Origin of the sequence: Nonlabens tegetincola, assembly GCF_002117085.1 — a bacterium.
GTDB lineage: Bacteria > Bacteroidota > Bacteroidia > Flavobacteriales > Flavobacteriaceae > Nonlabens > Nonlabens tegetincola.
On sequence record NZ_CP019342.1, the window covers coordinates 1,351,083 to 1,372,661 of the forward strand.

Annotated in this window: 23 protein-coding genes, 2 tRNA genes and 1 pseudogene; 16 read left to right on the top strand and 10 right to left on the bottom strand. The window is 35.4% G+C overall.

Annotated elements, in window-relative coordinates; genetic code table 11:
- Positions 1 to 3 precede the first annotated feature (3 nt).
- Positions 4 to 1,188: an asparagine synthetase B gene (locus BST91_RS06510; protein ID WP_085774883.1), complete on the bottom strand. Its 1,185-nt coding sequence runs from the start codon at positions 1,186 to 1,188 to the stop codon at positions 4 to 6.
- 76 nt (positions 1,189 to 1,264) lie between these two features.
- On the opposite strand from BST91_RS06510, the gene BST91_RS13075 reads away from it, so the two are divergent.
- Entirely contained in the window at positions 1,265 to 1,429 is a 165-nt protein-coding gene (locus BST91_RS13075) for a hypothetical protein (RefSeq protein ID WP_157546909.1), read from the top strand.
- A 24-nt stretch (positions 1,430 to 1,453) separates the two neighbouring features.
- Here the strand turns inward: BST91_RS13075 and dnaB are convergent, their stop codons facing one another.
- The 5 genes from dnaB to tgt form a co-directional block, all read right to left on the bottom strand.
- On the bottom strand, positions 1,454 to 2,992 hold the full coding sequence (gene dnaB, locus BST91_RS06515; protein WP_042279399.1) for a replicative DNA helicase: 1,539 nt from the start codon (positions 2,990 to 2,992) through the stop codon (positions 1,454 to 1,456).
- A 258-nt stretch (positions 2,993 to 3,250) separates the two neighbouring features.
- Positions 3,251 to 4,204 carry an acetyl-CoA carboxylase carboxyltransferase subunit alpha gene (locus BST91_RS06520; RefSeq protein WP_060524714.1) on the bottom strand — a complete coding sequence of 318 codons (954 nt, stop codon included), beginning with the start codon at positions 4,202 to 4,204 and terminating at the stop codon, positions 3,251 to 3,253.
- Positions 4,205 to 4,388: 184 nt separating this feature from the next.
- Positions 4,389 to 5,300 (bottom strand): DMT family transporter, encoded by a 912-nt coding sequence (locus BST91_RS06525; protein ID WP_085774884.1) that lies wholly within the window; start codon positions 5,298 to 5,300, stop codon positions 4,389 to 4,391.
- A complete protein-coding gene (locus tag BST91_RS06530) occupies positions 5,287 to 6,354 on the bottom strand; it encodes an LptF/LptG family permease (protein WP_060524710.1) in 1,068 nt (355 codons plus the stop codon). Before BST91_RS06530 ends, BST91_RS06525 begins: the two co-directional genes overlap by 14 nt.
- A gap of 2 nt (positions 6,355 to 6,356) precedes the next feature.
- Positions 6,357 to 7,487, bottom strand: coding sequence for a tRNA guanosine(34) transglycosylase Tgt (tgt, locus tag BST91_RS06535; protein WP_042279403.1), 1,131 nt, complete (start codon positions 7,485 to 7,487; stop codon positions 6,357 to 6,359).
- A gap of 208 nt (positions 7,488 to 7,695) precedes the next feature.
- On the opposite strand from tgt, the gene BST91_RS06540 reads away from it, so the two are divergent.
- Positions 7,696 to 8,541 carry a transketolase gene (locus BST91_RS06540; protein WP_042279406.1) on the top strand — a complete coding sequence of 282 codons (846 nt, stop codon included), beginning with the start codon at positions 7,696 to 7,698 and terminating at the stop codon, positions 8,539 to 8,541.
- Between the two features lie 19 nt (positions 8,542 to 8,560).
- Positions 8,561 to 9,514, top strand: coding sequence for a transketolase family protein (locus BST91_RS06545; protein WP_060524707.1), 954 nt, complete (start codon positions 8,561 to 8,563; stop codon positions 9,512 to 9,514).
- 64 nt (positions 9,515 to 9,578) lie between these two features.
- On the opposite strand, the gene BST91_RS06550 is transcribed toward BST91_RS06545, so the two are convergent.
- Both BST91_RS06550 and BST91_RS06555 read right to left on the bottom strand, forming a co-directional pair.
- Positions 9,579 to 10,205 (bottom strand): hypothetical protein, encoded by a 627-nt coding sequence (locus BST91_RS06550; RefSeq protein WP_085774885.1) that lies wholly within the window; start codon positions 10,203 to 10,205, stop codon positions 9,579 to 9,581.
- 148 nt (positions 10,206 to 10,353) lie between these two features.
- Complete coding sequence (locus BST91_RS06555; protein WP_052510380.1) at positions 10,354 to 11,499, bottom strand: FKBP-type peptidyl-prolyl cis-trans isomerase; 1,146 nt, start codon at positions 11,497 to 11,499, stop codon at positions 10,354 to 10,356.
- A 78-nt stretch (positions 11,500 to 11,577) separates the two neighbouring features.
- Between BST91_RS06555 and BST91_RS06560 the strand changes: the two genes are divergently transcribed.
- From BST91_RS06560 to BST91_RS06570, 3 genes are read left to right on the top strand one after another with little or no spacing between them, the layout of a single operon-like run.
- On the top strand, positions 11,578 to 11,952 hold the full coding sequence (locus BST91_RS06560) for an RNA-binding S4 domain-containing protein (RefSeq protein ID WP_085774886.1): 375 nt from the start codon (positions 11,578 to 11,580) through the stop codon (positions 11,950 to 11,952).
- Between the two features lies 1 nt (position 11,953).
- Positions 11,954 to 12,535: a class I SAM-dependent methyltransferase gene (locus BST91_RS06565; protein ID WP_085774887.1), complete on the top strand. Its 582-nt coding sequence runs from the start codon at positions 11,954 to 11,956 to the stop codon at positions 12,533 to 12,535.
- Positions 12,532 to 13,023, top strand: coding sequence for a phosphoribosyltransferase family protein (locus BST91_RS06570; RefSeq protein WP_085774888.1), 492 nt, complete (start codon positions 12,532 to 12,534; stop codon positions 13,021 to 13,023). The genes BST91_RS06565 and BST91_RS06570 overlap by 4 nt, the downstream gene beginning before the upstream one ends.
- Here BST91_RS06570 and BST91_RS06575 read toward each other — a convergent pair.
- Entirely contained in the window at positions 13,015 to 13,536 is a 522-nt protein-coding gene (locus BST91_RS06575) for a shikimate kinase (RefSeq protein WP_085774889.1), read from the bottom strand. The two genes, BST91_RS06570 and BST91_RS06575, sit on opposite strands and share 9 nt — an antisense overlap.
- A 108-nt stretch (positions 13,537 to 13,644) precedes the next feature.
- On the opposite strand from BST91_RS06575, the gene BST91_RS06580 reads away from it, so the two are divergent.
- From BST91_RS06580 to BST91_RS06620, 10 genes and pseudogenes are all read left to right on the top strand, one after another.
- A tRNA-Lys gene (locus BST91_RS06580) sits at positions 13,645 to 13,717 on the top strand.
- A gap of 47 nt (positions 13,718 to 13,764) precedes the next feature.
- Positions 13,765 to 13,847, top strand: a tRNA-Leu gene (locus BST91_RS06585).
- A 159-nt stretch (positions 13,848 to 14,006) separates the two neighbouring features.
- Entirely contained in the window at positions 14,007 to 14,921 is a 915-nt protein-coding gene (locus tag BST91_RS06590) for a MerR family transcriptional regulator (protein WP_042279416.1), read from the top strand.
- Positions 14,914 to 16,377, top strand: a complete 1,464-nt coding sequence (locus BST91_RS06595; RefSeq protein ID WP_060524693.1) for a phytoene desaturase family protein — start codon at positions 14,914 to 14,916, stop codon at positions 16,375 to 16,377. The genes BST91_RS06590 and BST91_RS06595 overlap by 8 nt, the downstream gene beginning before the upstream one ends.
- Position 16,378: 1 nt before the next feature.
- Positions 16,379 to 17,218 (top strand): phytoene/squalene synthase family protein, encoded by an 840-nt coding sequence (locus tag BST91_RS06600; protein WP_060524690.1) that lies wholly within the window; start codon positions 16,379 to 16,381, stop codon positions 17,216 to 17,218.
- Between the two features lie 4 nt (positions 17,219 to 17,222).
- Positions 17,223 to 17,668: pseudogene (locus BST91_RS06605) on the top strand (beta-carotene hydroxylase).
- Positions 17,668 to 18,777, top strand: coding sequence for a 1-hydroxycarotenoid 3,4-desaturase CrtD (crtD, locus tag BST91_RS06610; RefSeq protein WP_317043076.1), 1,110 nt, complete (start codon positions 17,668 to 17,670; stop codon positions 18,775 to 18,777). Before BST91_RS06605 ends, crtD begins: the two are co-directional and overlap by 1 nt.
- Positions 18,777 to 19,133 (top strand): phytoene desaturase family protein, encoded by a 357-nt coding sequence (locus tag BST91_RS13485; RefSeq protein ID WP_317043077.1) that lies wholly within the window; start codon positions 18,777 to 18,779, stop codon positions 19,131 to 19,133. The genes crtD and BST91_RS13485 overlap by 1 nt, the downstream gene beginning before the upstream one ends.
- The gene (locus tag BST91_RS06615) at positions 19,126 to 19,749 is read left to right on the top strand and encodes a carotenoid biosynthesis protein (protein WP_085774890.1); all 624 of its coding nucleotides are present in this window, start codon (positions 19,126 to 19,128) and stop codon (positions 19,747 to 19,749) included. Before BST91_RS13485 ends, BST91_RS06615 begins: the two co-directional genes overlap by 8 nt.
- On the top strand, positions 19,728 to 20,861 hold the full coding sequence (locus BST91_RS06620; protein WP_085774891.1) for a lycopene cyclase family protein: 1,134 nt from the start codon (positions 19,728 to 19,730) through the stop codon (positions 20,859 to 20,861). The genes BST91_RS06615 and BST91_RS06620 overlap by 22 nt, the downstream gene beginning before the upstream one ends.
- Here BST91_RS06620 and BST91_RS06625 read toward each other — a convergent pair.
- Positions 20,848 to 21,567: a DUF3291 domain-containing protein gene (locus tag BST91_RS06625; RefSeq protein ID WP_085774892.1), complete on the bottom strand. Its 720-nt coding sequence runs from the start codon at positions 21,565 to 21,567 to the stop codon at positions 20,848 to 20,850. The genes BST91_RS06620 and BST91_RS06625 overlap by 14 nt on opposite strands.
- Positions 21,568 to 21,579 lie beyond the last annotated feature (12 nt).

Below are 21,579 nucleotides of genomic sequence, written 5' to 3' on the forward strand. Positions count from 1 at the left end.
AAATTAAGTCTTCTGCTTTTGCTTTCTAGCTGCAGGAAATAAAATATTGTTTAAAATCAAACGATAGCCCGGTGATGTAGGGTGAAGTTTTAATTCTGTAGGTGGATCTCCTACCCTATGCTGGTAATCTTCTGGATCGTGACCACCATAAAAGGTGAAAAAGCCTTTACCACGTATTCCGTGTAAGTATTTAGCCTCGCCGTTTGATCTATTTTCAGCGAGAACTAGTACATTCTTTTTTACTTCTTCTCTTGTATAACTGGTAGTTTGCCCCATAAATCCTTTTACTAGCGAAGTATGATTTTGATTGAGCATGGTTGGAATAGGATCCCATTTGGCGCTAAAATCCATCAAAGTAAAGTAGTCCAACTCCTTTGCTACCTTACGTTTAGTAGTCATATCTATACTACTAAACTCATAAACCATGGGAGAACGTTCCAGTAAAAAATCAGTAAAAGCAAAAGTTTTATTGAAATCAATCTTTGACTGGTAATCTGGTTCACTAGCATCACCATCAAACATAGGTTCGCAAATATCTACATCTTCTGCTGCTAGCGCTATATCAAAGCTATCTGTAGCACTGCACATGGCAAACATAAAACCACCACCTATTACATAATCTCTTATCTTTTTTGCTACGGCAAGTTTTGCCTCACTTACTTTGTTATATCCCAACTCTGCAGCCAGTTCTTCTGCTTCCTTCTTTTCTTGAATGTACCACGGCGCAGTTCTAAAACTGCGATAAAATTTACCATACTGTCCTGTAAAATCCTCATGATGCAAGTGCAACCAGTCATACAATAACAATTCATCATTTAAAACTTCTTTATCATAGACCTTGGTATATGGAATTTCGGCATAAGTAAGTACCATGGTAACCGCATCATCCCAAGGCTGTTTTCCTGTCGGAGTATAGACTGCAATTTTAGGTGCCTTCTCTAGCACCACTTCTTGCATATTTTGCGACGGGCTAGCAATGAATTCAAGAATTTGTGCTGTCTCGCCTTCATTTAACGGTTCGTAACTTACCCCACGTATAGTAAGTTCTTTTTTTATCGCATCAGTTTCTGGCATTAAGAAGGAACCACCTCTATAATTGAGTAACCATTTAACTTTTATACCTTGTTCAAGCACCCAATAAGCCGTTCCATAGGCTTTTAAATGATCTTTTTGAGTATCGGCATCCATGGGAACCAGAACATATTGCGCATGAGAAAACAGCCCAATTAGGCATAAAAGAATACAACTTATATAATTTTTAATCATGGTAACCTATTCTAGTTTAAGATTGGAGAACTCGTCATGTCATGATGGAATTTTTAGTGTACGCTTTCGCGAAAGCGTAATTAAACTAAACTCTATCGTGCCGCATGAGCACAGATTCATAATCCATGCCGAAATCTCTCAACTGGTACTAAAATACAAATAGGATACGAGAAATGAATTGTAATTTCTAAAAAGCTAGATCGTCATTATCAATTCCAAAAGCATCTCCAGGATTTGAAGGTCTTATTCCTGCATTATCAGATTTAAATGTATCGTCATTTGCTGCATTCATTTTGGAACCAATTTCCTGTGGCGATGAGAAGAAATCGTCCAAGTTATCGAACTTACCAAATTTACCTAAGAATTTCAATCGTATGCTATCTGTAGCACCGTTACGGTGTTTTGCTACGATAAATTCACCTTGGTCTTTGGTAGGTCCACGATCATCATCATCCCATTCTTCTAGACCGTAATACTCGGGTCTATAAATGAAAGAAACGATATCGGCATCTTGCTCGATGGCTCCAGATTCCCTAAGGTCTGAAAGTAACGGTCGTTTTGTACCACCACGAGATTCAACCGCACGAGATAACTGTGACAATGCAATTACAGGCACGTTAAGTTCTTTGGCCAGGGCTTTAAGGTTACGAGAAATCGTTGATATCTCTTGCTCACGATTACCACCTTTACTGTTTGTTTGTGCGGTCATTAATTGCAAGTAATCAATCATGATAAGTTTGATACCGTATTGTGATGCTAGACGGCGACATTTTGCTCTAAGGTCAAAAATGGATAACGATGGAGTGTCATCAATATAAATAGGAGCTTGTTCTAGATCTTTAACCTTTACATTAAGTTGTTCCCATTCATAGCTTTCTAACTTACCAGTACGTAGTTTTTCTGAACTTAATCCAGTTTCGGCAGAAATAAGACGTGTAATCAGCTGTACCGAGCTCATCTCTAAAGAAAAGAAAGCTACAGGTGTATTAGACCCAATCGCAATATTACGAGCCATACTTAAAGTAAAGGCTGTTTTACCCATACCTGGACGTGCTGCGATAATAATTAAATCACTAGGTTGCCAACCACTGGTTAGTTTGTCCAGATCAGTAAATCCTGTAGGAATTCCACTTAATCCATCGCGGTTTGCAATTTCTTCTATTTTTTGTTTTGCCTGTCGTACGAGATCCATTGCGGTCTCGGTACTTTTTCTAATATTACCTTGAGTGACCTCATATAATTTAGATTCGGCGGTATCCAGCAAGTCAAATACATCGGTAGATTCTTCATAGGCATCTTCAATAATTTCTGAAGAAATCGAAATAAGCTGCCTTTGAATATGTTTCTGTAGGATAATACGGGCATGATACTCAATGTGCGCTGTTGAGCTCACTAATTGACTTAATTGCACCAAATAATGATCACCACCAACTGCTTCAATACGTTCTTGCTTGCGTAATTGACTGCTTACGGTTAATAAGTCAATAGGTTTACCTTCTTTGAAAAGAATATCAATCGCTTCAAAGATGTGTTGATGGCTTTTTTGGTAAAAAACCTCTGGTGAAAGCAGGTCAATTACCTCATCTACACCTTTACCATCAATCATCAACGCACCTAGCACAACACGCTCTAAATCAACAGCTTGTGGTGGTATCTTACCTTTTTCAAGGGCAATAACCGGACTGTTTCCAGAGATTTTATTAGAACGTACTTGTATTTTTTCCATAGTTTTCAAAGGTAGTTTTTAAAGTAGGTTTATACTAGTTAGTCTATTCACCATTAACTAACAATCGTGTTTAAAAAGCATTTAATAACCTGTTAATAAGGTACAAAAAATTTTGTTAAATAGGAAGTTTACACTAGCTCAAAAAAATTGTAATTTTTCTATATTACTATTTGTCGTTGATAACTTCTTTATTGAAAAAAAGCGCAAAAAAAGACGCCTTTATTTTCATAAAAGCGCCTAATATTTATGAGTTAAGAATTATCCTTTATACACACCCATATCAGCATATTTATCCATACGCTGCTCTACAAGTTTACTGGATTCTAATTCTTTTAATTCTGTGTAATGTCTCGTTATACAGTCTGCAACCGATTTGAAGATAGCATCACGATCTCGGTGTGCACCACCTAGAGGTTCTTTAAGTACCTCATCTACAAGCTTCATCTTTTTCATGTCGGTACTGGTAAGTTTAAGAGCCTCGGCAGCTTGTTCTTTATACTCCCAACTGCGCCATAAGATTGATGAACAACTTTCTGGTGAAATAACGGAATACCAGGTGTTTTCTAGCATCACAACTCTATCTCCTACTCCTATTCCTAGTGCTCCACCACTTGCTCCTTCTCCTATAATCATTACAATAATAGGCACTTTAAGTCGCGTCATTTCAAGGATATTGCGTGCAATTGCCTCACCTTGACCACGTTCTTCTGCTTCAAGACCTGGATAAGCACCTGGAGTATCGATTAATGCCACTACAGGAATCCCGAATTTCTCGGCACTTTTCATTAAACGTAACGCTTTTCTATAACCTTCAGGATTTGCCATTCCAAAGTTGCGGTACTGTCTAGTTTTAGTATTATAACCCTTTTGTTGACCTATAAACATATAGGACTGGTCTCCAATTTTACCTAGACCACCAATCATGGCTTTATCATCCTTTACATTACGATCTCCATGAAGTTCTAACCAGGTATCACCGCAAATGGCTTTAATATAATCGAGTGTATAAGGGCGATTAGGGTGACGTGATATTTGAACACGTTGCCACGGGCTTAGGTTTTTGTAAATCTCTTTACGAGTGGCCTTAATCTTTTTTTCTATTTTTTTAACCGTATCAGTCACATCAACCTCACTTCCTTCTCCTATCTCAAGTGTTTGCTTGTACTTGTCTTCTAGTTCCTTAATCGGTAATTCAAAATCTAAATATTCCATTATCCTTTTGGACTTTATAATTCGAAAAACAAATGTAGTAAAACTTAAAGTGAATAACGATGAGTTTTTTGGATTTGGGAACGGTTGTAAAACCCTGAAAAAGTCTTTAATAGATAATTCAAGACTATATCGGTTTTTAAAAACACTTATAAAGATGTCAAATATTAAACAACACCAGGAAGTTTTATTTACTTATTTGTTTCTTTTTAAGTCTTGTCTTAATGATACCATTTGCTATAATAACAAGTAGAATCACTACAGCACCTAAATAAAATTCTGGAGTCATTTGCTCTTGCTCTTTGAAAATAAAATAGGCAAGTAAAATTCCGTAAACCGGTTCTAGGTTAATGGTAAGCATCACCGTATAAGCACTTAAAACTTTCATTACTTTAACGCTGGCAATAAAGGCATAGGCTGTACACACGGAAGCTAGAATTCCCAACCATAACCAATCGTAAATAGACAATGCTACTGGGGCTACAAAGTCTACTGGTAATATCAAGAAAAATAAAGAGAGTAGAACGACACCACTGGCCAGTTCATAAAAAGAAATAACGGTTGGATTATAAACTTTGGCCCAACTTACATTCATAATACTGAATACAGCGCTTAACAGTGCACTTGTCAATCCTAGCAAGATCCCTTCTATATAATTACTTTCTACCGTGAATATGTAATATAGTGCTCCAATAATTATAATCCCGAAGATTAATTCGTAGCCAACAAATTTTTTAGGTGTAAAAAGAGGTTCTAACAAGGCCGTGAAAAAGGCTCCTGTACTCATCATTGCCAAACAGATGGACACATTAGAAACTTTTATGGCTCCAAAAAAAGTAACCCAGTGTAAAGCTATTACACAACCTGCCAAGCAAAATGATAAAATACGCTTTCGCGAAAGCGTATTAACTCCATCTCCTAGTAACGAGATCCCTTTGATCTTTATATAGATAAAAATAAAAATCACCGCTAGCAACATACGGTACCAAACCAAAGGAATGGAATCAATACTTATAAGAGCTCCTAAAACAGCGGTAAAACCCCAAATAAAAACAATGAGGTGTAAATGGAGATAATTAACTACTCTATCGTCTGGCATTACGCAATAAAAATATAGCTACAATTGCAAAAAATATATTTGGAAACCAAACTGCAAACCACGGATTAAATGTGCTTTTCTCTGCAATGGTTCCAAAAACTTTGTCTAGAAATACGTAGGTCATGGCGATTACTAACCCTATGGCAAGATTCATTCCCATTCCTCCACGTTTTTTTACACTACTTACTGCAACTGCTATAAGGGTAAAAATAAAGGCGCTTACAGGAATGCTGGTACGCTTGTACTTTTCTACGTAGTATAAGTTCATGTTAGCGTTACCTCGTTTTTCTTCTTGTTTTATAAATTCATTCAGTTCCCAGAAATTTTTAGTTTCGGCTACGTATTCTACTGGTGTAAGTTCATCGATTTCAAAAGGTAAAAGAGTGTCGTACTTACCGTATTGTTCGATTTTTTCACTGTTTTCAAGAATAATACGTTTTTTAAAACTTGTGAGAGTATAGGAAGTGTCGTTAAACTGAATACTACTAGCAGAGATTTTAAATTTAAGTGAGTCAGCTTCAAAATGTTCTAGGGTGAAATTGTAGCCCTTTTTTCTTGAAGGCTGGTAATTACTCACATAGATGTACTCATTATCATTAATTTGACGATAAACATCAGATGTTTTTTGACTATCTGTTCGTTTAAAGTACTTGTATTGATATTCATTAAATCCTTGAGCGGCATTAGGAACCAAAAAAGAACTAAACAACAAGGCTCCTGTACAAACTATCGTTGCACCAATTATGTATGGCTTAAGGAATCTATTGAATGAAACTCCAGAACTTAAAAATGCAATAACTTCTGTGTTATTAGCCAATTTTGATGTAAAAAACATCGTAGAAATAAACAGAAATAAAGGAAATAAAAAATTTGAAAAGTAAATAGTAAAATCCAAAAGGTACCACAAGGTCTCGTCAAGTGGTGCATTTTTACTAAGTATCTTTCCCACTTTTTCTGCAAGGTGCACTGTAACCATTATCGGTAAGAATAATGATAACAGCAGGATAAATGAACCTAAATACCTTTTTAATATGTATTTATCTAAAATATTCAATACTATAATCTATTGTCCATTTGTTTTACCATTTTATCCTTCCAGGTTCTAAAATCACCAGCAAGTATATGTTTTCTCGCCTCACGCATGAGCCATAGATAAAAAGTAAGATTGTGCAAGGTACATATTTGTTTACCTAGCATTTCGTTAACGGTAAAAAGATGTCTTACGTATGCCTTGCTATAATATTGATCTACCCAAGCAGTACCATGCTCATCTAGTGGTGAGAAATCATCGGCCCACTTTTTATTTTTTACATTCATGGTACCATTGACTGTAAAAATCATACCATTTCGTGCATTACGAGTAGGCATTACACAGTCAAACATATCTACACCTAGCGCCACATTTTCCAATAAATTTATAGGAGTACCTACACCCATTAGGTAACGCGGTTTATCTTTTGGAAGAATAGCTGTTACCACCTCGGTCATAGCATACATTTCTTCAGCTGGTTCACCTACTGACAAACCACCTATTGCATTACCTGGTTGATCAGCATTGGCAATAAATTCAGCACTTTGAGCTCTTAAATCTTTATACGTACTACCTTGTACAATAGGAAATAAGGTTTGGTTATAACCATATTTACTAGGAGTATTGTGAAAATGATCGATACATCTTTTCAACCATCGATGGGTCATGTGCATGGATCGACGAGCATAATTGTAATCGCATGGATAAGGAGTACATTCATCAAATGCCATGATGATGTCTGCACCAATGGTACGTTGAATATCCATAGCGCTTTCTGGTGTAAAGAAGTGGTAAGAACCATCGATGTGTGATTTAAATTTCACACCAGCTTCTTTAATTTTTCTATTTGCACTCAAGGAATAAACTTGATAACCACCAGAATCTGTAAGAACTGGTCTATCCCAATTCATAAATTTATGAACACCACCGGCCTTTTCGAGAATTTCAGTTCCTGGTCGCAAATACAAGTGGTAGGTATTTGCCAGAATTATATCTGGATTAACCACATCTTTAAGTTCATTTTGATGTAAACCCTTTACCGTTGCAAGGGTTCCTACAGGCATAAATATGGGCGTTTCAATTGCACCATGGTCAGTGTGAACTACACCAGCCCTAGCCTGGCTGTTAGGATCGTTATGTAATAAGTCAAATTTCATGCGTGGCAAAGATAGGTTTTAACGTGATTTATACGACTAGTTAATTCAATTCATCTAAGTTAAAGACCGTTTAAAAAAATAATCCAGTCTTTAACTTTCCAGGATTCTATTAAATTGTTTGCTACTCGTTAATAATTGACTGTGCAAAATTCGTAAAAAGGAAGATTAGAAACGTACTTTTGCAGTATCATCAAATTAAACAATTAAAATGGCTGATATACAGCAATTAAAAGACATCGTAACCCAAGTGCGCCGCGACATCGTACGACAGGTTCATGCAGTAAATAGTGGTCACCCAGGTGGATCCCTAGGCTGTGCAGAGTTTATCGTTACTCTCTATAATGAGATCATGGATCACAATCCAGATTTTAGTATGGATGGAGTTAATGAAGATTTATTTTTCTTATCAAACGGGCACATATCTCCCGTTTACTACAGTGTCCTTGCGAGAGCTGGATATTTCCCTGTAGAAGAGTTAAATACTTTTAGAAAACTAAACACTCGCCTACAAGGACATCCTACCACTCATGAAGGTCTACCAGGTATACGCATTGCTAGTGGTTCACTAGGACAAGGAATGAGTGTAGCAATAGGTGCTGCTCTTGCAAAAAAATTGAATAACGATGACAAAACCGTATTCAGTTTGCATGGTGATGGGGAACTTCAAGAAGGTCAAATTTGGGAAGCTGCCATGTACGCTAGTGCAAATCATGTAGACAATTTAATCGCTACAATCGATGTAAATGGTCAACAAATTGATGGCTCTACAGATGCTGTATTATCACTAGGTGATCTGAAAAATAAATTTGAGGCTTTTGGTTGGGAAGTACTTACCATCGAAAAAGGAAATGATATTGAAGCTGTGGTAAATGGAGTACGTGAGGCTATTTCGCTTTCGCGAAAGCGTAAACCTATATGCATCCTGCTTCACACTGAAATGGGTAATGGTGTAGATTTTATGATGGGATCACACAAATGGCATGGTGTAGCACCTAATGATGAGCAATTAGAAAGTGCTCTTGCTCAAAACCCAGAAACTTTAGGAGATTACTAATCAAAATCTGTTCACCATTATGAAAGTTTACGAAAACACAGGAAATAAGGACACGAGATCAGGTTTTGGAGCTGGTCTTACTGAACTAGGAAATAAAAATGAGAATGTAGTGGCTCTTTGCGCCGATCTTACAGGATCATTGAAAATGAATGAATTTGCAAATCAGCACCCAGACCGTTTCTACCAAGTAGGAATTGCAGAAGCCAATATGATGGGTATCGCTGCTGGTTTAACAATAGGTGGTAAAATTCCTTTTACAGGAACATTTGCTAACTTTTCAACGGGTCGTGTTTATGACCAAATCAGACAAAGCATCGCTTATTCTGATAAGAATGTAAAAATTTGTGCATCACACTCTGGTCTTACACTAGGAGAAGATGGTGCTACACACCAAATTCTTGAAGACATCGGTCTTATGAAAATGCTTCCGGGAATGACTGTAATAAACACTTGTGATTACAATCAGACAAAGGCAGCAACGATTGCTATCGCAGATCATCATGGACCTGTTTACCTTAGGTTTGGACGACCTAAAGTAGCTAATTTTACTCCAGAAAATGGAAGCTTTGAAATTGGAAAAGCTGTTCATTTACAAGATGGAAAAGATGTCACTATAGTGGCAACTGGACATTTAGTTTGGGAAGCTCTAGAAGCTGCTAAAGAATTAAATGAAAAAGGTATATCTGCCGAGGTGATTAATATTCACACCATTAAACCTTTAGATGAAAAAGCTATTTTAGATTCAGTAAAGAAAACAGGTTGTATCGTAACAGCAGAAGAACACAATTATCTAGGTGGACTAGGAGAAAGTGTTGCACGCACACTTGCACAGCACCATCCTACACCACAAGAATTTGTTGCTACTCAAGACACCTTTGGAGAAAGTGGAACTCCTGCTCAATTACTTGAAAAATATGGCTTAAATGCTGCAAATATCGCAGCCAAAGCTCAACAGGTAATTAAGCGCAAGTAATTGTAATTAACACTATTATAAAACTGTATCTAATAGTACTTACTTTTAGATACAGTTTTTCTTTTTAAAACCTATAAGCAACTTTAGGCATTAATGTCCAAGATGTCAAATTTTTTGTTATTCCACGTTCCATTTTAAAGGGTGTATATTGTAAATCTATGGATATAAACAATACACTCGAATCCTTAAACTCAAAGTTATAACTTAAAGAACTGAGTGCTAAAAAGGAATTTATACTGCTGTAATCAAGCTCTTGTGCAGCGCTATTAGTAACAGGATCTAAAAAGATTGAAGCCATCCCCATTCCAAATCCTAAATCCAATGCAGAAGACGGATAGCTTAATAACGTCTTATTTAATCTTAGTGAAGCATTTAATATAGTTGTGGCTTCTATTTCCTCATTTCTTTGTTCACCTTGTAAAAGAAAATAATTGTTTTGCTGCGGTACTACTAATTGTAATGAAGCCTCTATGCTACGATGTTTTCTTGAGTTTGGAAACTGAAGAGATAATTCAAAAGAAGGCGACACATCAATAAATTGCCCTAATTCTGACGATGGGATATACGCTCCTACTCCAACCTTCAAAAATGGGGTTTCTATTGGCAAGGAATTCAGGTTTTGGTTAGTCTGGGCTTTAACCAAAGAATGATTAGAGATAATTAAGATTATAATAATGACTAAATTTTTCATGACTACTAGTTTAAAATTCGTGAGTAAAACTATGAGCCATCTTGTCCTATTTAATTCGATTAAATAGAAAAGAAAAATTTTGAAACTTGTGTTTTTTACAAACTCAATTCAAAAAAAAATCTACCTATTGGTAGATTTTTTTATTCTATTATGAGTCTGCATCTAGATAATCTGGTATTCCGTCGCCGTCACTATCTCGTGCATCATCTGGGTTTGTATTACCATCAGGATCTGCATTTTCTTGACTAGTTGGGATCCCATCACCATCATCATCTGGATCTAAATAATCAGGAACACCATCACCATCAGTATCTACTGCATCACCTGGTAAAAAGTTACCATCAGGATCTGGGTTTTCAAATCTATTTTGAATTCCATCACCGTCTAAATCAATGTTCACTTCGTCTGCATCAAGGTAGCCTGGTATTCCATCACCGTCTAAATCTTCTGCATCATCAGGATTCCCATCACCGTTAGGGTCTGGATTTTCAAAGATGGTACCTACTCCATCCCCATCGTCATCACGATCCTCAAAGTTTGCAATACGATCGCTGTCCGTATCATCATTAGTAGTTGTGATCAGTTCATCATTATTAGGATCCTCATATCTAGATAAAATACCATCATTATCATGATCATTGATTTTAACAGCATGAACTTTGAAAGTAAAAAGTAAAGGCGAATATGCAGGAATTCCAGTAGGAGAACTATTAAAATAGGCAATACCACTAGGCATAAAAACCGCACCTATACCACTACCGTCAAAGGTAATAGTACCATCGGGATTTGCCGTTACTGATTGAGAACCCTTAAATTCTTGTGCTGCTCTAGCAAAACCTTCAATAGATCTAGGTAAATCAAACCAAATTGGGTTTTGTGCTGCATCAAATAAAGTATTATCCAATAGTCTACCTTCGTAACTCACTAAAGCACTATCTGCATAAGTTATTTGTGGATCACTAGGATTACCTTCTCTTAATTTAAGTAAGTAATAAGTATAATTAACTCCTTCTCGTTCTATAGTGCGAGTTTCGACCTGATTAATAAGTGGTGTTTGAGTAGTAGGATCATCGATTTCTCTCAAAATGATGTCAACGTCATTGGTAGGGCTAGCTACAAAATCATCTTCATTATAATAATGAGTTTGTAGATAATCTAAAAGCGCCGCTTGATCTTCTAGATCTACTTCGTCTCTATCTCGTATTTGAATACCTGCATCATCGTCGTCATTATTACATGCAAAAACCGCAAGTACAAAACCAGCTAATAAGCCTAGTCTTAAAAGTTTTTTCATCATACTTTTTTTATTAGTGGTCAAAGATAGCATTTCTCGCTATTTTTGTTGTGTTAACGAGTGATAATAAGACATCTTATGCGAATAGATAAATTTTTGTGGTCTGTACGATACTTTAAAACACGGAGCAAAGCAACTGATGCCGCAAAAAAGGGTCGTATAAAAGTGAATGATGTAGCTGTAAAGCCATCTAGAGATGTCTACCCTGGAGATTTAATCACCTTGCGTAAAGATCAAATTGAATATATAGTAGAAGTTATAGATCTGCCGGCTAATCGGGTAGGTAACAAATTAGTTGATCTTTATAGAGTAGATCGTACACCAAAGGAAAATTTTGAAGCTCGTGATTTAGTTAATCTTAGCCAAGATTACTACCGCCGTAAAGGAGAAGGAAGACCTACAAAAAAAGACAGACGTGATTTAACTGATTTACTTAATCAAGAAGAGGAGTAACATGGAGTTAGATCAACGATACTGGAATGATAGATACCTGAATAACGCCGCAAAATGGGATTTGGGTCAAATTTCAACTCCAATTAAAGAATATGTTGTTGGAATCACTAATAAAAATGTAAAGATTCTGATACCTGGTGCAGGGAATTCATACGAGGCCGAGTACCTACATAAAATAGGATTTAGCGATATTACCGTTATTGATATAGCCAGTGAACCTCTTTTAAATTTAGAAAGTAGACTCCCAAAGTCTCATAACCTTAAACTCATAAAAGAAGATTTCTTTAATCACCAAGGTAACTATGATTTAATTATCGAACAAACGTTTTTATGCGCATTGGAATTACGCTTTCGCGAAAGCTACCCTACTAAAATGAGTGATTTGCTCAACAGCAGAGGAATACTTGCAGGTGTTTTATTTACTATAGACAAGAATCGAAGTGAACCTCCTTTTGGCGGAACAATAGAAGAATATCGTAAATTATTTGAACCACTATTTAAAATAGAGACATTAGAACCTTGTTACAACTCTGTTCCAGACCGAAAAAACAAAGAAGTGTTTATACAATTTAAAAAGAAATGAATACAATTTTAACACACGATCAAGTTCAACATAAAATTCGCCGAATCGCTTTTCAAGTAGCAGAAGTTTTTTATGAAGAGCATGAAATAATACTTGCAGGAATTAAAGGGCAAGGCTTCCAATTTGCCTCACTTTTGAAGACTCAATTAGATTCTATACTACAAGGAACAGTGACTATATGTGAAGTGAAAATTGATAAGAAAAATCCTCTATCTCCTATCTCTACTTCCTTAGATTCAAAATTATATAAAGATAAAGTTGTGGTCTTATGTGATGATGTTCTAAATAGTGGATCCACCTTAATATATAGTGTAAAACACTTCTTAGACACTCCTATCAAAAAAATGAAAACTGCTGTACTTGTGGATCGTAATCATAAAAGATACCCTGTAAAAGCTGATTTTAAAGGAATCTCATTATCTACAAATTTAAAGGAACACGTTGAAGTTTTCTTTGATTCCAATGAGAGTAAAGTCTTACTAAAATAATAGAGCAACAATCTCTCGAGAAATATCGTCGATTGTCTTATTATCGGTATTAATTTGATGCTGGGCTTTAGAATAATACTGCCTGCGTTCAAATAGATGTTTTCCAATAAACTCCATAAGTTCATTTTTATCGGATATAGAGGACAATAACGGTCGTTTATTCATTTCCTCGTATAATCGACTAGTCAAACTAGGAATACTAGCTTGTAAATAGATAGTAATATGTCCTAATTGATTGAGGTATTCCATATTGTTGTAATAACAAGGAGTACCACCACCTAAAGAAATAATTTGATATGTATTAGATCCAGCTAAATCGGTTAAATACGTGCGTTCGATTTTCCTAAAATGAATAGCTCCTTTTTCTTGGAATATTGAATTGATACTTTTTTGCTCCATCTTTTCGATATAGTCATCTAGATCTATTTGATCCATTTCTGTTAATTGACTTAATTTTTGTGCAATCGTACTTTTACCGCTACCCATGTATCCTAAAAGAAAAATTTTTTTCATTCTCAAAACCTTGATTATTAAAGGGATTCAAATTTGTTTCAAAATTAATTCAAAAAGTTGTTTGTAAATCAATAATAGGTAGTATATTTGCACCCGCAAACGCGCAATGACTTGGTAGCTCAGCTGGTAGAGCATCACACTTTTAATGTGAGGGTCCTGGGTTCGAACCCCAGCCAAGTCACAGATTTTTCAAAAACAAAAGCTCTATTTTCATAGGGCTTTTTTTCTACCCGGGTGCTGAAATTGGTAGACAGGCACGGTTGAGGGCCGTGTGCACTAGTTGCGTGTGGGTTCAAGTCCCATCCCGGGTACTTAAAGTCCTTATCAAATACGATAAGGATTTTTTTTTGAGCCATTTTTAATTTTTGATGTTGATTGTAGAATAAAAGGTTAAACAAATTACAAAGTACTGTTTGAAGTACTTAATTTTTGTTTAACTTTACCATTGTTATAATTAAACAAATTTTGTTTTGATCAAGAGCAAGTTCAGCATTAAAGATTTAGAAAACTTAAGCGGTATTAAATCACATACTATAAGAATCTGGGAAAAGAGGTATAACTTATTAGAACCAGATAGAACTGATACGAATATCAGGACCTACGATTTAAGTATGTTGCAAAAAATTCTTAACGTAAGCTACCTAAGAAACGCTGGTATTAAAATTTCTACTATTGCCAGCTTGAGCAGCGAAGAAATTGAGGCACAAGTTAGAAAATACGCAGAACGTAACAATAGAAATGATCATGCTATTCAGGAGCTTAAATTGGCTATGGTGAATTTTGATCAAGAAATGTTCCAGCGTATTTACACGAGTGTTTTAGATGAAGTCGGATTTACAGGAGTATTTTATAATCTATTTGTTCCATTTCTTGAAGAACTAGGTTATTTGTGGCAATCTAAAACTATAAATCTTGCTCATGAGCACTTTATAAGCCATTTAATTAAACAAAAAGTGCTGGTAAATCTGGAAAAATACCAATACAAACATTTTGAAGCAACAGATCATGTTTTTGTTTTATTCTTACCAGAAAATGAAATGCATGATTTAGGACTATTATTTTTAAATTATGAACTGTTACGCAGAGGCTGCAACACAGTATATCTAGGTGCTAGTATGATGCTAGATTCCCTACCTTTCTTTAAAAAAGGAGGAATAACACCTACTTATATTACATACATAACGGTACAACCTACTGAAAAACAACTACCTACTTTTTTGAGGCAATTTGATCGAAAGGTAGCTAAAGGTGACGATGTTAAATTATGGATTTTAGGTCATCTAGCTCAAAAGATTAAGCCAAGTGATTTAAGTAAAAATCAAATTGTATTTCCTGGTATTACAAACTTATTAGAACAAATTCCTGAACTTATAACTAATGAATAAAAAGATAGCAATTATAGGTTCTGGTTTCTCATCACTTTCAGCCGCCTGTTACCTTGCAAAGGAAGGTAATATGGTAACCATATATGAAAAGAATGAAACAGTTGGTGGTAGAGCAAGAAGATTAGAAAAAGATGGTTTTACTTTTGATATCGGTCCATCTTGGTACTGGATGCCAGATATTTTTGAGCGATTCTTTGCAGACTTTGATAAAAAACCATCTGATTATTATCAATTGGATAAATTGAATCCAGGCTACACTGTTTATTTTGAAAATGACAAAATCAACATTGCTGACAATCTAGATGAAATTAAATCCACTTTTGAAGATATTGAGCCAGGCAGTTCACAACCTCTTCAAGAATTTATGGATAAGGCTAGTGAAAACTACGATATTGCCATTAAAAATCTTGTTTATCGTCCAGGAGAATCACCACTAGAATTAGTAACTCCACAAACAGTAAGGAAGCTTGGTGCTTTTGTAGGCAATGTTTCAAAGGATGTACGTAAAAAATTCAAAAACCCTAAGTTAATCTCAATATTGGAGTTTCCTGTGTTATTCTTAGGAGCGACACCAAGTAACACTCCTAGCTTTTATAACTTTATGAATCATGCCGATTTTGGTCTGGGTACTTGGCATCCTAAAGGAGGCATGTATGAAGTAATACTAGCCATGAAAAAGCTTGCAGAAGAATTGGGTGTTGTAATAAAAACCAATGCTCCAGTACAGAAAATCCTTGTTAATGAAAGTAATCATGCCTACGGTCTCATGGTTAATGATCAAAAACATTTGTTTGATACCATCGTATCAGGAGCAGATTATCATCATTCAGAAACCTTATTAGAGCCTCAATATAGACAATACAGTGAATCGTACTGGGATAAAAAAACATTTGCTCCTAGCTCACTGATATTCTATGTTGGATTTGATAAAAAATTAAAAAATATTGAGCATCACAATCTGTTTTTTGATACAGATTTTACTAAACATGCCAACGAGATATATGAGCAACCACAATGGCCAGAAGAACCTTTATTTTACGCAAACTTTACTTCGGTTACAGATGAAAGTACGGCGCCGGATGGTTGCGAAAATGGTTTTTTCTTAATTCCACTAGCTCCGGATCTAGAAGACACTCCTGCTTTACGTGAACAATATTTTGACATTATCATGGATCGATTTGAAAAGAGAACAAATCAAAATGTCAAAAACAGCATCATATTTAAGGAGTCATTTTGTGTTAACGACTTCAAAGAACAATACAATAGTTATAAAGGAAATGCCTATGGAATGGCAAATACACTATTACAAACTGCTTTCTTGAGACCTAACTTAAGAAGCAAAAAAGTTAAAGACTTATTTTTTACAGGTCAGCTCACGGTTCCTGGACCTGGAGTACCACCATCATTAATTTCAGGAAAATTAACCGCTCAGTTGGTTAAAAAATACTCGCTATAAAATGAAAAGTTTATTCGATCAAGTTTCAAGAGAATGTAGTAAGGCCGTTACGCATCGCTACAGTACGTCATTTTCCCTAGCAAGTAAAATGTTAGGTCCTTCTATTAGGCAAGATATTCATAACATTTATGGATTTGTAAGATTTGCCGATGAGATAGTGGATACATTCCATGATTATGACAAGAGAACATTATTAGACCGTTTTGAAGAAGACGTTAAACGAGCTATAGAAGATAAAATAAGCCTAAATCCTATTTTAAATTCTTTTCAAGAGACCGTAAATAAATACAATATTACTCCAGATATGTATGGTGCTTTTTTAAACAGTATGCGCCTTGATCTCGATAAATCAGTGTATCTAACTGATGAAGAATATCGTAACTACATATATGGCAGTGCCGATGTAGTAGGACTTATGTCTTTAAAAGTATTTGTAAAAGGTGATGAAGACAAATATGAAGACCTAAAACAAGATGCTATGAGACTAGGAAGTGCCTTTCAAAAGGTAAATTTCTTAAGGGATCTAAAAGCAGATTTAGATACACTAGAACGTAGCTATTTTCCAAATACCAACCTACACGATTTATCAGAAGAGGATAAAGCAAGGTTGATAACCGAGATTAAAGAAGACTTTGATGCAGGGTTAAGAGGAATTCAACGACTACCAGTAGAGGCAAAGTTGGGAGTTTATACTGCTTATGTTTATTATCGTAGACTTCTTACCAGATTAGAACGTACTCCATCTAGAGAAATAAGAAACACAAGAATACGCGTTCCTAATTATGAAAAAATTGGTTTATTAGCCAAAGGTTATGTAAGTTGTCGCCTGAACTTGATTTAATTATATGGAAATAGTACTCTGGATTGTCATTTTCTTGGCCACATTCGGTGTTATGGAATTCAATGCTTGGTGGATGCACAAGTACGTGATGCATGGATTTTTATGGTATTTACATGAGGATCACCATCATAAAAAACATAACAGCTGGTTTGAAAAAAACGATTTCTTCTTTGTTTTTTATGCAGCTGTTAGTATTGCTTTAAAGGTAGCACATAGTGAATATGACTTATGGTGGGCACTACCTATAAGTGCTGGTATTCTAGCCTATGGTATTGCCTATTTCATTGTTCATGACATATTCATACATCAACGCTTCAAATGGCTGAGAAAAGCAAACAATAAATATGCTAAAGGTTTACGCAGAGCTCACAAAATTCATCACAAACATCTAGGAAAAAAGATGGTGAAAATTTTGGAATGCTAGTAGTGCCATTCAAGTATTTCAAATAATGAAAAAGGCTATCATTATAGGGTCTGGAATTGCCGGCCTAGCTGCTGCCTTGCGACTTAAGAAAAAAGGATATCAAGTAAGTGTATTTGAAAAAAACGACTATGCTGGCGGGAAATTACACGCTATTGAACTAGGTAAATATCGTTTTGACTTAGGACCATCACTTTTTACTTTACCTCATTTAATAGACGAATTACATCAATTGTTTCCTAATGAAGAGGTAGATTTTAATTACATCAAAAAGAAAACTGCGTGTCATTACTTTTGGGAAGATGGAACAAGTTTTGAAGCTCCTGCTGATCTTGAAAACTTTGCTGTAAAAGCTGCTGAAATTTTTGACGAAAAACAAAAAACTTTATCTAAATACCTTCAAAATAGTAAGATGAAGTATGAAAGCACAAAAAGTTTATTTTTAGAAAAATCACTACACAAATCAAAAACCTACTTCAGTAAGCAAACACTCAAAGCTATTTTGAAAATTCCCATCCTCGGAATTAATAACACATTAGATCAGGAAAACAAGAAGTTTTCCAACCCAAAACTTAACCAACTATTCAATAGATTCGCGACCTACAATGGTTCATCGCCCTATCTCACACCTGGAATCATGTCTATGATTCCCTATTTAGAATTAGGATTAGGAACTTATTATCCTCAAGGTGGTATGCATCGTATCTCGCAGTCTCTGTTTGAACTAGCACAAAAAGTAGGTGTTGAATTTCGCTTTCGCGAAAGCGTAAAAAAGATCAATCACAGCAATAATAAAGTCACTGGAGTCACCACCGAAAAAGGTACACACGATGCCGATATCGTATTGTGTAACATGGATGTATTTCCTACTTACCGTCAATTATTACAAGACATTAAAGCTCCCGAAAAAACATTAAAGCAAGAACGCAGTAGTAGCGCTCTTATATTTTACTGGGGAATTAAAAAATCCTTTCCTCAATTGGATCTTCACAACATTTTATTTAGTGAAAATTACAAAGCAGAATTTGAGGCTATTTTTAATAATAAATCCTTATACGAGGATCCTACAGTATATATTAACATAACAAGCAAACAATCACCTCAAGATGCCCTAAAGGATGTGAAAATTGGTTTGTGATGATTAATACACCTGGTGATTATGGACAAGACTGGGAAAAACTTGTAATAAAGGCTAAAAAAAACATACTATCAAAAATCAAAAGATGTCTTAACATCGATGTTGAAGAGCTGATAGATGTCGAATATGTTCTTACACCACAAGGTATCGAAAAAAATACGAGTAGTTATCGAGGTGCTTTATATGGAGCAGCTAGCAATAATAAATTTGCTGCTTTCCTTAGACATCCTAATTTTAATAAAACAATTGGCAATCTGTACCATGTAGGAGGATCGGTTCATCCAGGTGGAGGAATACCTTTATGCTTATTAAGTGCAAAAATTACTGCAGATTTAATCCCAAATACACATGCCTAAAACTGTTACTATCATCATGCTATGGGTAATACATATAAGTGCGCTTATAGGTATAGCGATGGGTAATCAGGATTTTTTCTTTCCAAAATCACCCTTTACACTAGTTTATCTGGCCATCTTGTGCGTTTGGTTTTTCCCAGTGAATTCTGTAAAAAAGGCATTGCTTTTTGGCCTCTGTTTTATCACAGGTATGAGTGTTGAATGGATAGGTGTACACACAGGATATTTGTTTGGTGAATACCATTACGGTGTCAATATGGGTTGGAAATTAGACGGTATACCCTACCTTATTGGAAGTAATTGGGCACTATTATCATTTATTACTTATGAAATAAGTAGAAAATACATAACTCAACGTTTTTTGATTCCACTTGCAGGTGCTTTTCTCATGGTGGTTTTGGATTTCTTTCTAGAGCAAATTTGTGATGTGGCTGGATTTTGGCATTTTAATAATGGTGCAGGCTGGTTCAATTATATATGCTGGTTTTTAATTGCTGCTGCATTGCAATATGTATTACAATTCTTCAAACTTAAAGGAGATATAAAAATATCTCTGCATTTATATAGCGTTCAACTCATTTTTGCAATTGTGTTATGGATAATCATTACGATATAGCCATTATAGGAATGGGTTGTGCAGGTAGTCATGTAGTACTACAATTGCTCGAGAATGCGCCACATTTAAGAGTGGCTATACTTGATCCATACGGGTCTTTAACTCAAGAAAAAACATGGAGCTTTTGGGAAAAAGGTCCTGGTAAGTATGACGACTTGATAATTGCCAGTTGGAAAAACTGTAGATTTCACACAGGAGATGAGGAATTATCCCTTACCATGAATCCTTACCTATATAAATCAATAGAGAATGTGAAGTTTTCCGCTTTCGCGAAAGCGCAATTACAACAAAATTCCAACTACCATTACATCGGGAGTGAAGTAACAGACTTAGAGCAAACACATAATTCCAAAGGAGTAACTGTATCATACAATAACGGTTCATTAACCGCAGACTTAGTCCTGGATGGCAGGCCATTGAAAAACAATCCATCAGATGGTATTACGCTGTTGCAACACTTTAAAGGATGGTTCATTGAAACGCCAGAAGATTATTTTGACCCAAAGGAATTTACTAAAATGGATTATCAACTGGTTGATCCAGGAACAACTAGCTTTGTTTATATACTTCCGTTTTCTAAAAGAAAGGCGCTAGTGGAGTATACCTACTTTGCTAAAAATCTGGTGCAAGACGATGTTTATGATCAGTACCTTGAAACCTATATTACAGATTTTTTAAAAATCAGTGAATATAAGATAACCAAGGTAGAAAAAGGGATTATTCCTATGACCAGTAATGATTTTAAACCCTTTAAAAATAAGAATGTAGTTACAATAGGAACTGCTGGCGGCTGGATAAAGGCAAGTACTGGTTATAGTTTTAAAAATAGTGAACGACTTGCCCGACAATTGGTAAAAAATTATCTAGAAAACAGACCTCTTTCCTATAAAATGACTAATAAAAAGTACGAAGTTTTTGACGAAACTCTACTGCGCGTTTTACACGAGAATGAAGCTTCTGGACCTGAGATATTTAGTAAAATGTACCAGCGCAACAGTGTACAAAATATAATGGCATTTCTAGATGAAGAAAGCAGCCTTCTTGCTGAATTAGGAATTATGAAGTCACTTACTTCATGGCCCTTTATAAAGAACTTTTTTAAGTCTCTTTAAACGATAGCAGTTCTGGAATCGTGAAACCTTGCCAACTTCCTGTAATCAAATATGGTTGAAATCTGGAGAACATTTCTTCTTTGTACCACTGTAGTGCTTGAGTTTGCTGTATGGCTTTTTTATGGTTATTACCTCTGTAAGCAAACTTTTTTAAAGCCCTTGCATCGTCCCACAGACTAAATGTTGCCATATGAGTAAAAGGGCGTTCTCCTACTCCTGCGGTAAATAATAAACTAGGATTTTCTTTTAAACCTTTTTGAGAAATAGGTACATAATCCCAAAATTTTTTAAGCATGTGCGGTTTAATAGTAGCTCTTGTTATTACTGTAAGGTAGGGATTATTGGTATCAATATCTGAATGCTGCTCAAAAGGGTTTTTCTTTGACCATTGACCATAGGCTTTAATATTTTTCATGTAAAAGGTCAATTGTTGCTCGCTGTGATTAGCATATCTCTTATAAAGACTAGAAGAATCAAAAAATTCTTGGGCTTCTTTATGCGAATCCCATACTTGTAATAATCCGTAAACACTCCAATCTGGCCATGGACTAAAACCTTCTTTACCACTTCCTAATAATTTGTATGACTGTAATCCGCTTTGTCGGCGCAGTGCGCTATGCGCAAATTGCATCATCCAAAATGCCCATATCTTGTTCTTTAATTTAGGGTATTTAAAAAAAGTAAGAGTAGTAATTTGTTTAGACATTGAAATCAATAG

Bases quoted from the DNA above. Each gene is read 5' to 3' on its own strand.
- tgt (WP_042279403.1), bottom strand. From the start codon at position 7,487: ATGAAATTTGACTTATTACATAACGATCCTAACAGCCAGGCTAGGGCT.
- BST91_RS06525 (WP_085774884.1), bottom strand. From the start codon at position 5,300: ATGCCAGACGATAGAGTAGTTAATTATCTCCATTTACACCTCATTGTT.
- BST91_RS06595 (WP_060524693.1), top strand. From the start codon at position 14,914: ATGAATAAAAAGATAGCAATTATAGGTTCTGGTTTCTCATCACTTTCA.
- BST91_RS13485 (WP_317043077.1), top strand. From the start codon at position 18,777: ATGATTAATACACCTGGTGATTATGGACAAGACTGGGAAAAACTTGTA.
- BST91_RS06615 (WP_085774890.1), top strand. From the start codon at position 19,126: ATGCCTAAAACTGTTACTATCATCATGCTATGGGTAATACATATAAGT.
- BST91_RS06565 (WP_085774887.1), top strand. From the start codon at position 11,954: ATGGAGTTAGATCAACGATACTGGAATGATAGATACCTGAATAACGCC.
- BST91_RS06560 (WP_085774886.1), top strand. From the start codon at position 11,578: ATGCGAATAGATAAATTTTTGTGGTCTGTACGATACTTTAAAACACGG.
- BST91_RS06600 (WP_060524690.1), top strand. From the start codon at position 16,379: ATGAAAAGTTTATTCGATCAAGTTTCAAGAGAATGTAGTAAGGCCGTT.
- BST91_RS13075 (WP_157546909.1), top strand. From the start codon at position 1,265: ATGGTAACCTATTCTAGTTTAAGATTGGAGAACTCGTCATGTCATGAT.
- BST91_RS06555 (WP_052510380.1), bottom strand. From the start codon at position 11,499: ATGAAAAAACTTTTAAGACTAGGCTTATTAGCTGGTTTTGTACTTGCG.
- BST91_RS06540 (WP_042279406.1), top strand. From the start codon at position 7,696: ATGGCTGATATACAGCAATTAAAAGACATCGTAACCCAAGTGCGCCGC.
- dnaB (WP_042279399.1), bottom strand. From the start codon at position 2,992: ATGGAAAAAATACAAGTACGTTCTAATAAAATCTCTGGAAACAGTCCG.
- BST91_RS06545 (WP_060524707.1), top strand. From the start codon at position 8,561: ATGAAAGTTTACGAAAACACAGGAAATAAGGACACGAGATCAGGTTTT.
- BST91_RS06620 (WP_085774891.1), top strand. From the start codon at position 19,728: ATGGATAATCATTACGATATAGCCATTATAGGAATGGGTTGTGCAGGT.
- BST91_RS06570 (WP_085774888.1), top strand. From the start codon at position 12,532: ATGAATACAATTTTAACACACGATCAAGTTCAACATAAAATTCGCCGA.
- BST91_RS06550 (WP_085774885.1), bottom strand. From the start codon at position 10,205: ATGAAAAATTTAGTCATTATTATAATCTTAATTATCTCTAATCATTCT.
- BST91_RS06510 (WP_085774883.1), bottom strand. From the start codon at position 1,188: ATGGATGCCGATACTCAAAAAGATCATTTAAAAGCCTATGGAACGGCT.
- crtD (WP_317043076.1), top strand. From the start codon at position 17,668: ATGAAAAAGGCTATCATTATAGGGTCTGGAATTGCCGGCCTAGCTGCT.
- BST91_RS06575 (WP_085774889.1), bottom strand. From the start codon at position 13,536: ATGAAAAAAATTTTTCTTTTAGGATACATGGGTAGCGGTAAAAGTACG.
- BST91_RS06520 (WP_060524714.1), bottom strand. From the start codon at position 4,204: ATGGAATATTTAGATTTTGAATTACCGATTAAGGAACTAGAAGACAAG.
- BST91_RS06625 (WP_085774892.1), bottom strand. From the start codon at position 21,567: ATGTCTAAACAAATTACTACTCTTACTTTTTTTAAATACCCTAAATTA.